14 protein-coding genes are annotated in these 8,907 nt (G+C 71.9%); 6 read left to right on the top strand and 8 right to left on the bottom strand.

Annotation, left to right across the window (positions count from 1 at the left end; translation table 11 throughout):
* Positions 1 to 155 precede the first annotated feature (155 nt).
* The 4 genes from VHK87_RS02325 to VHK87_RS02310 all read right to left on the bottom strand — a co-directional run bounded on the left by VHK87_RS02325 (position 156) and on the right by VHK87_RS02310 (position 1,933).
* A complete protein-coding gene (locus VHK87_RS02325) occupies positions 156 to 467 on the bottom strand; it encodes a hypothetical protein (RefSeq protein WP_329633286.1) in 312 nt (103 codons plus the stop codon).
* A gap of 18 nt (positions 468 to 485) precedes the next feature.
* On the bottom strand, positions 486 to 614 hold the full coding sequence (locus VHK87_RS02320; RefSeq protein ID WP_329633285.1) for a hypothetical protein: 129 nt from the start codon (positions 612 to 614) through the stop codon (positions 486 to 488).
* Positions 615 to 1,063: 449 nt separating this feature from the next.
* Positions 1,064 to 1,510 carry an OmpA family protein gene (locus VHK87_RS02315; RefSeq protein ID WP_329633284.1) on the bottom strand — a complete coding sequence of 149 codons (447 nt, stop codon included), beginning with the start codon at positions 1,508 to 1,510 and terminating at the stop codon, positions 1,064 to 1,066.
* A 78-nt stretch (positions 1,511 to 1,588) separates the two neighbouring features.
* Complete coding sequence (locus VHK87_RS02310) at positions 1,589 to 1,933, bottom strand: YMGG-like glycine zipper-containing protein (RefSeq protein ID WP_329633283.1); 345 nt, start codon at positions 1,931 to 1,933, stop codon at positions 1,589 to 1,591.
* Between the two features lie 116 nt (positions 1,934 to 2,049).
* Here VHK87_RS02310 and VHK87_RS02305 point away from each other — a divergent pair, with 116 nt between their 5' ends.
* Positions 2,050 to 2,433 (top strand): hypothetical protein, encoded by a 384-nt coding sequence (locus VHK87_RS02305; RefSeq protein WP_329633282.1) that lies wholly within the window; start codon positions 2,050 to 2,052, stop codon positions 2,431 to 2,433.
* Positions 2,434 to 2,460: 27 nt separating this feature from the next.
* Complete coding sequence (locus VHK87_RS02300) at positions 2,461 to 3,312, top strand: metallophosphoesterase (protein WP_329633281.1); 852 nt, start codon at positions 2,461 to 2,463, stop codon at positions 3,310 to 3,312.
* 25 nt (positions 3,313 to 3,337) lie between these two features.
* Here VHK87_RS02300 and VHK87_RS02295 read toward each other — a convergent pair whose 3' ends face one another.
* The 3 genes from VHK87_RS02295 to VHK87_RS02285 all read right to left on the bottom strand — a co-directional run bounded on the left by VHK87_RS02295 (position 3,338) and on the right by VHK87_RS02285 (position 4,282).
* Positions 3,338 to 3,508 carry a DUF1328 domain-containing protein gene (locus VHK87_RS02295; RefSeq protein ID WP_329633280.1) on the bottom strand — a complete coding sequence of 57 codons (171 nt, stop codon included), beginning with the start codon at positions 3,506 to 3,508 and terminating at the stop codon, positions 3,338 to 3,340.
* A gap of 79 nt (positions 3,509 to 3,587) precedes the next feature.
* A complete protein-coding gene (locus VHK87_RS02290; RefSeq protein ID WP_329633279.1) occupies positions 3,588 to 3,965 on the bottom strand; it encodes a hypothetical protein in 378 nt (125 codons plus the stop codon).
* On the bottom strand, positions 3,962 to 4,282 hold the full coding sequence (locus VHK87_RS02285; protein ID WP_329633278.1) for a glycine zipper domain-containing protein: 321 nt from the start codon (positions 4,280 to 4,282) through the stop codon (positions 3,962 to 3,964). The genes VHK87_RS02290 and VHK87_RS02285 overlap by 4 nt, the downstream gene beginning before the upstream one ends.
* 174 nt (positions 4,283 to 4,456) lie before the next feature.
* Between VHK87_RS02285 and VHK87_RS02280 the strand changes: the two genes are divergently transcribed.
* The gene (locus VHK87_RS02280; RefSeq protein ID WP_329633277.1) at positions 4,457 to 5,863 is read left to right on the top strand and encodes an HWE histidine kinase domain-containing protein; all 1,407 of its coding nucleotides are present in this window, start codon (positions 4,457 to 4,459) and stop codon (positions 5,861 to 5,863) included.
* 45 nt (positions 5,864 to 5,908) lie between these two features.
* Here the strand turns inward: VHK87_RS02280 and VHK87_RS02275 are convergent, their stop codons facing one another.
* Positions 5,909 to 7,117 carry a CaiB/BaiF CoA-transferase family protein gene (locus tag VHK87_RS02275; RefSeq protein ID WP_329633276.1) on the bottom strand — a complete coding sequence of 403 codons (1,209 nt, stop codon included), beginning with the start codon at positions 7,115 to 7,117 and terminating at the stop codon, positions 5,909 to 5,911.
* Positions 7,118 to 7,230: 113 nt separating this feature from the next.
* On the opposite strand from VHK87_RS02275, the gene VHK87_RS02270 reads away from it, so the two are divergent.
* The 3 genes from VHK87_RS02270 to VHK87_RS02260 form a co-directional block, all read left to right on the top strand.
* The gene (locus VHK87_RS02270) at positions 7,231 to 7,935 is read left to right on the top strand and encodes a DUF4142 domain-containing protein (RefSeq protein ID WP_329633275.1); all 705 of its coding nucleotides are present in this window, start codon (positions 7,231 to 7,233) and stop codon (positions 7,933 to 7,935) included.
* A gap of 44 nt (positions 7,936 to 7,979) precedes the next feature.
* Complete coding sequence (locus VHK87_RS02265; RefSeq protein ID WP_329633274.1) at positions 7,980 to 8,663, top strand: fumarylacetoacetate hydrolase family protein; 684 nt, start codon at positions 7,980 to 7,982, stop codon at positions 8,661 to 8,663.
* Positions 8,663 to 8,907: glutathione S-transferase N-terminal domain-containing protein (locus VHK87_RS02260; protein WP_329633273.1), on the top strand; the 245-nt coding region annotated here is incomplete at its 3' end. The genes VHK87_RS02265 and VHK87_RS02260, both read left to right, overlap by 1 nt.

The raw sequence follows: 8,907 nt of genomic DNA, 5'->3' as shown, positions 1-8,907 counted from the left end.
GGAGCAGCGGCCGACGGTGACTGGTCGGGCGCAGCCCTACCTGTCACCTCGCTGGGCGACGTGATCTGTGTCGGTTGGGAAGGCGCTTCTCCAGGGTGACAGGTAGCGGCGCCATGTGCGGGACGCCGCTACCGGTGACCGTCAACGGCAGGAGCCTAGGGCGCGGTGGCGCCCGGGGCGGGGCCGACGTTTTCCGGGGCCTGCTGTCCGGCGCTCTTCGTCCCCGGCGGGGTCTGGATGGCCTGCGGCTCGGGCGCGTTGAACACCGGCGCTTCGGCGGCAGGACCGTTGTTGGCGTTGCTTTCCGCCAAATCGTCGGATTTCCAGGCCCAGCTGCCGAACAGCGCCACGGCGGCCAGCGCCGTCCCGATCACCAGCACCAGCAGGACGTGGAAGCCCCATCGGCCCTGGCGGGCGCGGGTGGCGCCGACCTTGGCCGGGTCAGGGGAGCGATCGGTGGACGACATGAAGGGGGAACTCCGAACCTAAAGGGGAAGGTAACTGATCGGGCTTCTCAGCAGCCCCGCCTGCGCGGCGGGATCGTCCGCGCCGCGCGAGATGAAGGCGCCGATCAGCGCGCTGGCGGCAGCCACGGCCGCGATGGTGGCGATCACCGCCGAGCGGCGGCGCGCCAGGCGATGGCGCCGGCTGGGCGCCTGAAAGAGGATGAAACTCCCGTGGGATTCCGCACGACTGCCTCTGAGCATTGGCTTCGCCTCCCGACCGCGGGCTTGCGGCCCGCCACTCAATAAACGCCGCCGTAGCCGCTGGCGTTCCCCCTGGCGGTCATTGAACCTTCACCGTTGCGCCAAGTTCGGTCGCAGCAGCCGGCGCGCACGGGCTTGTGAAGAGCGACCGGAGAAGCCGCAGAAAAAAGTTCGAAAGGGCGGGAACGCACCTTAGGGCGGTGTGTTTATTCCCGTGCGGAGGCGGCGACGCCCCCCCCGACTTGAGACTGGTGATCATGCCAGTCTGCCGTCTCCGCACCCCTTTTCTCGATGATGCACCACTTCGGCGGGCCCCTTGAGGCCCGCCTTTCTTATTTGCGATCGAGACGTGGTGGTCAGGGGGCGGGGCGCATCTGCAGGATCACGTCGACGCGCCGGCGCAGGGGCTCGGTGCCCGCCGCCGTCACCGCGCCTGCCTCGCCGGCCGCCGCCAGCCGGAACTCCGCCGCCGGCAGCTTCACCGCCGCCAGCGCGGCGGTGACCGCCTGGGCCCGGCGCTTGGAGAGTTCGAGATTGGCGTTCGGCCCGCCCTCGGCGTCGGCCAGTCCCATCACCACGACCCGGTCCACCGCGCAGCCGGCGGTCTCGCTGGCCGCCTGGGCCAGCATGGTGCGGCTCTCGTCGGTGAGCTCGTGTGAGCCGGCGTCGAAGTAGACTTGCACCGCGGTCTCTTCGCAGCGCGGGGGCGCCTTCACGAGCCGGTCGCGGCCGCCGAAGCCTGCACAGCCGGCCATCGCGATCGACGCCAACGCCGACGCGGCGACGAGTTGGTATGCCTTCACGCCATTCTCCCTCTCACATGCCAAAGGGGCGGCCGACTGGAGTCGACCGCCCCTCCTGATGGGATAGCGGGGCGCCGACTAGTAGCGGGGAGCGCCGTTTTCCCAATAGTAGCGGCCGCTCGCCGGATCGTAATAGTAATAACGACCCGCGGCCTCGTCATAGTACTGGCGACGGTTCGGAACGGCCGCGCCGCAGCCGCCGTCTTCGCGGCAGCCCTTGATGGCGCCCGCCGCGCCGCCGACTACCGCGCCGATGGCTGCGCCGGTTCCGGCGTCGCCCGCGCCGACGTTGTTGCCGATCACTGCGCCGGCCAGAGCGCCCAGGGCGGCCCCGCCCGCCGCGTTGCCTTCAACACGGCCGGTCGTGGTGCAGGCGCTGGCCAGCAGGCCGGCCCCCGCGAGGGCGATCAATGGTCTGAGCATATGGCTCTCCTTGAGCTTGTCCCCGGCGCACCCAACGCAGCCCGCGTCCGGGGGGTTCCGGAACCGGCGCACGGCCACGCCGTTCAGCCAGCAACCGTATCCTCGGAGCGACACCTATGTTCGACCGCCGTCACAGACCGCATCCGGCCGACGCGCAAGCGGCGCCGGCCCCGGGGCTGGACACCTCCGACCTGAAGGAAGCCTACCGCCTGGGCCGCAAGGACGAGCGTGCGCGCCGCAAGCGCCACCCGGTTCTGATGACCGTCCTCTTCGTGCTTGCGCTGGCGGGCGCCGCCTTCCTGGCGCTGGCGGTGGTCAACGGATCGTTCGGCGGCGCGGGCCAAGTGGCCGACCATAACCTCTCGGTCGCCGCCGAGCGGGCCGAACCGGCCGTCCGCGGCGCGGCGGGCGAGGCCGCCGAGACCCTGCGGGGCGTCGGGGACGCCGACCAGGCGCCGGCTCCGGCGCCGGCGCAACCGGCCACACAGCCCACCAGCTAGTCCCGTCACAGCCCTGGGGGAGGGGCATTGCCAACCATCCGGCTCGCCCACCTGTCGGACATCCACTTCGGCTACGAGAACGAGCCGGCGGTCGCGGCCGCCAAGGCTTGGCTCTGCGAGCGGAAGGTGGACCTGACGATCGTCAGCGGCGACATCACCCGCTGGGGCGAGACCTCGGAGTTCGCCGCCGCCGCCGCCTGGCTGGAGACGCTCCCCGGCGCGAAGCTGGTGACTCCTGGCAACCACGACGCGCCCTATCTCGCCTTCGCCGAGCGGCTGTTCACGCCCTTCGCCCGCTTCGAGCAGATGATCGGCCCGTCGCGTGGCCAGACCTTCCTCAGCGACGGTCTGGCGGTGCGCGGCGTCAACACCGCCCGCGGGGTGCAGCCGCGGATGAACTGGTCGAAGGGCCAGATCTCCGGCCGCCAGGTGACCGAGACCACCACCTGGCTCGGCCAGTTGCCGGACGCGCCGCTGCGCATCGTCGTGCTCCACCATCCACTGGTGGAGATGCTCGGCGGGCCGATGACCGGCAAGGTCTGGGGCGGGGCGCAGGCGGCCGAGGCCTTCGCCCGGGCCGGCGCGGACCTCGTGCTATCGGGGCACATCCATGCGCCCTTCGCGCTGCCCTACGGCTACGGCGACGGGCGGACCTATGCGGTGGGGGCGGGAACGCTGTCGGTGCGCGAACGCGGCGTGGCGGCCGGCTTCAACAGCATCGAGGTGGATGAAGGGGAGGTCCGGGTGACGGCGCTGGCCTGGACGGGCTCAGGCTTCGAGCCCTCCCGCACCTGGGCGCTGGACCGGCGTCGGCGCGGTTCGGGGGAGAGCGGCGCCCATTCGGCGCAGGCGGCGCAGCCGCACGCCGCCCCGGCCTGAAGGCCGAGGCGGCTGCACGCGGTCGCTAAACCGATCGGCCTCTCATGAAGTGCATGACCAAGGAGGCCAGGAACAGCACCAGGAAGACAAAGAACAGAATCTGGGCGATCGCCATCGAAGCGCCGGCGATGGAAGTGAAGCCGAGAAGGCCGGCGATCAGGGCGACCACCAGGAAGGTCAGGGCCCAACCAAGCATTGGAGCTCTCCTTTCAGGCGTGTCTGGCGGGGAAGATCCCGCGCCTAAAGCAACGCTCGGGGGAGGCGCCTGTTCCGAATCAGGACTTGCCGGTGGTCTTGCCGGCGACGAAGGCGCTGACCAGCGCCGCCACGATCTTCGGGTTGCGCAGGGCGACGACGCCGGCCGCCACCGCGGCGGCCGCGGCGAGGATCGGCTTCTCGCGGGCCAGCGAGAGGATGCGGTCCGCCGGCCCCTGCTCGGCCGGCGGCGGCGGCTCTGCCTTGCGCAGGGACACGAGGGCGGTGACGGCCGCCGTCAACGCCGCCAGCGCCGCGATAACGGCCGCGGCGCCCGGACGGCCGAGCGGGCCTTCCAGGAGGGCGTAGAGGGCGAAGGCGGCGGCGACCACCGCCGTCATCACCGCCGCGGCGGTAAGCGCGACAGCGACGGCCGCCGAAATGATGCGTCGGATCAACGGCGGCGGCCGCCCGCCAGGAGCAGACCGAGGATGAGGCCGACGCCGACCGCAACGCTGGTCGAGGCCAGCGGCCGCTCCTTCACGCGCTCCACGACGTAGCGCTGGGCTTCGTCCAGCTGCTGCCCGGCGGTGTCGGCGTAGGCGCGGCTCTGGGCGCGCAGGGTCTCGAGGCTGTCCTGGACCGTCTTCTCGAACTTGCGGGCCGCCTCGTTGAACGAGCGCTCGACCGTGGCCAGCCCGTTGGCGGCCGATCCGGTGGACCCGGAGGTCGCGGTGGTGTCGGTGTCTTCGGCGGCTTCGACGTTCGCGGCCATTCTGCTTCTCCAGATTAGGGGGCTCCTCGCGCGGGCGTGAGGCGCTCCTGCAACGCTGGACAAGCTAAACCGGTTCCGCGCAGGCGCAACCCGGCGGAGCACTCCGGCTTCAAACGCCGTCCGGCGCGCATCGTTCCTGTCGCATCGGCAGCGGCGTTTCCCTATGTTGGCCGGATGGATGAAGCCAAGCCCGGCCAGAGACTCGAACGCGAGCATCTGGAGCTCGCCCTGCATGTGGCGGGTCTCGGCGAGTTTGAATGGGACCGCAGCCGGGACGTGCTGATCGTCTCCGCCCGAATGGCCGCCATCGCCGGCCTGCCCCCAGGCGAGGTTCCGGCCGATGGCGGCGAGGCGCTCTACCGCACCGCTCTCGAGGAGGACCGCGAGCTGGTCGCCCGCGAGTTGCAGGCCTGCCTCTCAGGGCGGGCACCATGCGATTTCGAGTACCGCCGGCCGGACCCGCGCGGCGGCGTGCGCTGGGTGCGGCTGGCCGCCGTGCTCTCGGCCCCCGAAAGCCAGTGCATGATCGGGGTGGTGCAGGACGTCACCGAACGGCGGGTGGAGGAGGAGCAGCGCCACACCCTGATGGCCGAGCTGGACCACCGGGTGAAGAACGTGCTGGCGGCGGTGCAGGCGCTGGCCTTCCAGACCGCCAAGCGCACCACCAGCCTGGACTCCTTCCTGACCACCTTCGCCGGCCGGCTGAAGTCGATGGGCTCGGCGAACGAACTGCTCACCGCCGCCCGCTGGCGCGGCGCCGCCGTCGACCACCTGTGCGCGGCCGAGCTGGGCGGCATCGCTCCCGGCCAGACCCGCTGGGAAGGGCCGGAGCTGTTCCTGACCCCCCGGGCCGCCAACGCCCTGTCGCTGGCCATGCACGAGCTGGCGACGAATGCGCTGAAGTACGGCGCCCTGTCCACGGAGCGGGGCCGGGTGGAGGTGCGCTGGACGCGCCAGCCCGACGGCGGCTTCGAGCTGACCTGGACCGAGAGCGGCGGGCCGATGGTCAGGGCGCCGACGCACCGCGGGTTCGGCTCGACCCTGCTGGAACAGGTCACCGGCCGCGAGCTGAACGGGGAGAGCCGCGTCGAGTACCGGCCCACCGGGGTGCGGGTGCAGCTGCGAGCCGGCCCCGCCGCGGTGGTCGCCCGCCCGGAGACGGTGCCCGAAGCGCCGGCGACCCGCGCCCCTGAGGCCGCCGCGGCCGCATCCGGCCCCGCCGACCTGACCGGCTCACGGGTGCTGATCGTCGAGGACGCGGTGCTGCTGGCGCTGGAGCTTGAGACCGGCCTCTCGGAGGCCGGCGCGGTGGTGATCGGCCCGGCCTACGAACTGGAGGAGGCGATGGCCCTGCTCGACCGGCCCATCGACGCGGCCGTGCTCGACGCCAACCTGAATGGTCGATCGGTGACCCCGGTAGCCGAGGTGCTGGCCGCCCGCGGCATCCCCTTCGTCTTCGCCACCGGCTACGGCGAGGCAGGCGGCGCCCCCTCCGGCTTCGACGCCCCGATCATCCGCAAGCCCTACGACGTGACGCAGGTCGCCTCCGCCGTCGCCCAGCTGCTCAAGCGAGTGGGTTGATATCTCAAGACCTCTCTCCCGCCGAGCGGGGGGAGAGGTCTTGATTCAGATCACCCGCTTCGCCCGCAGCGCCTCGATCTCGGCGGCGGTCAGGCCGGCCACCTCGCGCAGCACGGCGTCCGTGTGCTCGCCCAGGGCGGGGCCGGGCCAGCGGACGCGGCCGGGGGTCTCGGACAGCTTGGGGAAGGCGTTCTGCATCTTGATGCGGCCGAACACTGGGTGCTCGGTCTCGACGATCGCCTCGCGGGCCTTGAACTGCGGGTCCTCCAGCATGTCCGGCGCGCGGAAGATCCGGCCGCAGGGCACGCCCTTGCTCTCCAGCAGGTCCAGCAGCGCCGCCAACGACTGCCGCGAGGTCCACTCGGCGATGAGGGCGTCGAGCTCCGCCTGGTTCGCGCCGCGGGCGGCGTGGGTCGCGTACCGCTCGTCGCTCGCCAGCTCCGGCCGCCCCATCGCCTCGGCCAGCCGCGCGAAGACCGTGTCGCCGTTGCCGCCGATCAGGATCATCTCGCCGCCGGCGCAGGGGTAGACGTTAGACGGGGCGATGCCCGGCAGGATCGAGCCTGAGCGCTCGCGCGCATACCCGGTGAGGTCATACTCGGTGACCAGGTTCTCCATCACCGCAAGCACGCTCTCGAAGAGCGCGGCGTCGACCACCTGGCCGCGGCCGGTCCGCTCGCGGGCGTGCAGGGCCATCATGATCCCCATCACCGCGTGCATGGCGGCCAGCGAGTCGCCGATGGAGATGCCGGCCCGGGCCGGCGGGCGGTCGGGCTCGCCGGTGACGTGGCGCAGGCCGCCCATAGCCTCGCCGATCAGGCCGTAGCCCGCCCGCTGCGAATACGGCCCGGTCTGGCCGAAGCCGGATACGCGGGCCATCACCAGTCGCGGGTTCTCCGCCGCGAGGCTCTCGTAGGACAGGCCCCACTTCTCGAAGGTGCCGGGGCGGAAGTTCTCCACCACCACGTCGGCCTTGCCGATCAGGGTGCGGGCCAGCGCCTGGCCTTCGGGCTTGCGCAGGTCGACGGTGACCGACTTCTTGTTGCGGCCGATCACCGGCCACCAGGGGGAGAGCCCCTTCGGCAGGCTGCGGCCCCACTGGCGCATGGGATCGCCGCTCCCCGGATCCTCCAGCTTGATCACCTCGGCGCCGAAGTCGCCGAGGATCTGGCCGCAGAACGGGCCGGCGATCAGCGTGCCCATCTCGATGACCCGCAGGCCGTGGAGAGGGCCTTCGGCGGCGGTTTCGGTCATGGCGTCCTTGAGGAATAGGCGTGGAACAGGGTAGGCCGAGCTTGAGTTCTCAGCCCACGCGCGGCGAAGCTGGAGCCCGCCGGGCCGCGGCTTGTCAATCTGGAGCCTTGTCGATGTCGTCACTCCGCCTTCCGGCCGTCAGCGCAGCCCTGCTCCTCGGCCTCGCCGCCTGTGGTCAGCAGCCCCGCGATCAGGACGCCGGTGCGCCCGCCGCGCAGGCTCCGACGCCGGAACCGGCCGTCACCGCCGCCACCGTCCCGATGTCGGCCGCCGACTATGTGGCTGCCGCCGCGGCGGGCGATCTCTATGAGATCGAAGCCGCGCGCATCGCCCAGAACCGGTCGCAGAACGACGAGGTGAAGGCGCTGGCGAAGATGATCTCGGACGATCACACCAAGTCTTCCGGCGACCTGCAGACCGCCGCCTCGCAATCGGGCCAGACCCTGACCATCCCGGCGGCCATGCCCGCCGACCGGCAGGCCCAGGTCGAGGCGCTGAACGCCGCCACCCCCACCGACTTCGACGCCGTCTGGCTGGGCCAGCAGGTGCAGGCGCACGAGCAGGCGCTGGCGCTGCACCAGCGCTACGCCCAGAACGGCGACATCGCCCAGCTCAAAGCCTTCGCCTCGGCCATGGCGCCGGTCATCCAGCGCCACCTGGACCAGGTCCGGCAGCTTCGCGACCGCACCATCTCGGCGCCCACCGCCGCAGCCGCCGGCGTTCCGGCCGCCGCGACGCCGCCGCCGGCGGCGGCTCCGGCCGCGCCGTCGCCCGCCCCGGCCACGCCCCCGGCCAAGACTGCGCCACCCGCGAAGTAGCCGCGGGCCTTGGCGCCTCGATCGCCCCGGGCTAGGCAGCGGCCATGGCCAGCATGATCTTCGACCTGCCTGTCCCTGCCGTCCCCGTGGAAGGGGAGGCCGGGCTGTTCCCCGTGCGCCGCATCTACTGCGTCGGCCGCAACTACCAGGCGCACCGGGTCGAGATGGGCGGCGCCGCCGACGATCGCTCTCCGCCGTTCTTCTTCTCCAAGCCCGCCGACGCCGTCGTGCCCCCTGGCGCGCCCGTACCCTATCCCACCCAGACCTCCGACCTGCACCACGAGGTGGAGCTGGTGGCGGCCATCGGCCAGGCGGGCCAGGACGTGCCGGTGGCGCGGGCGCTGGAGCTGGTGTTCGGCTACGCGGTCGGCGTCGACCTCACCCGCCGGGACCTGCAGGCCGGCGCCAAGAAGCGCGGCGAGCCGTGGGAAGCGGCCAAGGGCTTCGACGCTTCCGCCCCGATCTCCGCCCTCCGGCGCTGGTCCGGCCCGGCGCCGCAGGGCCGTATCCGGCTGAGCGTCAACGGCCAGACCCGCCAGGACGCGACCGTCTCGGACATGATCTGGAACGTGGCGGAGATCGTCTCCGAGGCCTCCAAGCTCTGGCGGCTGGCGCCCGGCGACCTGATCTTCACCGGCACGCCGGAAGGCGTCGGCGCCCTCGTCCGCGGCGACAAGGTCGAGTGCGAGGTCGACGGCGTGGCGCGCCTCACCTTCGAGATCGGCTGATGGGCTACACCCTGCACAGCGCCTGGCGCGCGACTGCCCCCTACCGCGTCCGCATCGGCCTGGCCCTGAAGGGCGTCGATTACGATTACATCCCCGTGGACCTGCTGAAGGGTCAGCAGCGCGAGCCGGCCTACAGGGCGGTGAACCCGCAGGGGCTGACCCCGGCCCTGGACATCGGCGGCAAGGTGCTGATCCAAAGCCTGGCGATCCTGGAGTGGCTCGAGGAGACGCGACCGCAGCCGCC

This window comes from Phenylobacterium sp. (assembly GCF_036263695.1).
In the GTDB taxonomy this organism is placed as follows: domain Bacteria; phylum Pseudomonadota; class Alphaproteobacteria; order Caulobacterales; family Caulobacteraceae; genus Phenylobacterium.
The sequence above is the reverse complement of the archived record's forward strand: the minus strand, read 5'-3'. Positions and strand labels throughout refer to the sequence as shown.

Excerpts from the sequence above, each read along its gene's own strand:
- VHK87_RS02310 (WP_329633283.1), bottom strand. The coding sequence starts at position 1,933 with ATGCTCAGACCATTGATCGCCCTCGCGGGGGCCGGCCTGCTGGCCAGC.
- VHK87_RS02285 (WP_329633278.1), bottom strand. The coding sequence starts at position 4,282 with ATGGCCGCGAACGTCGAAGCCGCCGAAGACACCGACACCACCGCGACC.
- VHK87_RS02265 (WP_329633274.1), top strand. The coding sequence starts at position 7,980 with ATGGCCAGCATGATCTTCGACCTGCCTGTCCCTGCCGTCCCCGTGGAA.
- VHK87_RS02295 (WP_329633280.1), bottom strand. The coding sequence starts at position 3,508 with ATGCTTGGTTGGGCCCTGACCTTCCTGGTGGTCGCCCTGATCGCCGGC.
- VHK87_RS02280 (WP_329633277.1), top strand. The coding sequence starts at position 4,457 with ATGGATGAAGCCAAGCCCGGCCAGAGACTCGAACGCGAGCATCTGGAG.
- VHK87_RS02305 (WP_329633282.1), top strand. The coding sequence starts at position 2,050 with ATGTTCGACCGCCGTCACAGACCGCATCCGGCCGACGCGCAAGCGGCG.
- VHK87_RS02325 (WP_329633286.1), bottom strand. The coding sequence starts at position 467 with ATGTCGTCCACCGATCGCTCCCCTGACCCGGCCAAGGTCGGCGCCACC.
- VHK87_RS02270 (WP_329633275.1), top strand. The coding sequence starts at position 7,231 with ATGTCGTCACTCCGCCTTCCGGCCGTCAGCGCAGCCCTGCTCCTCGGC.
- VHK87_RS02275 (WP_329633276.1), bottom strand. The coding sequence starts at position 7,117 with ATGACCGAAACCGCCGCCGAAGGCCCTCTCCACGGCCTGCGGGTCATC.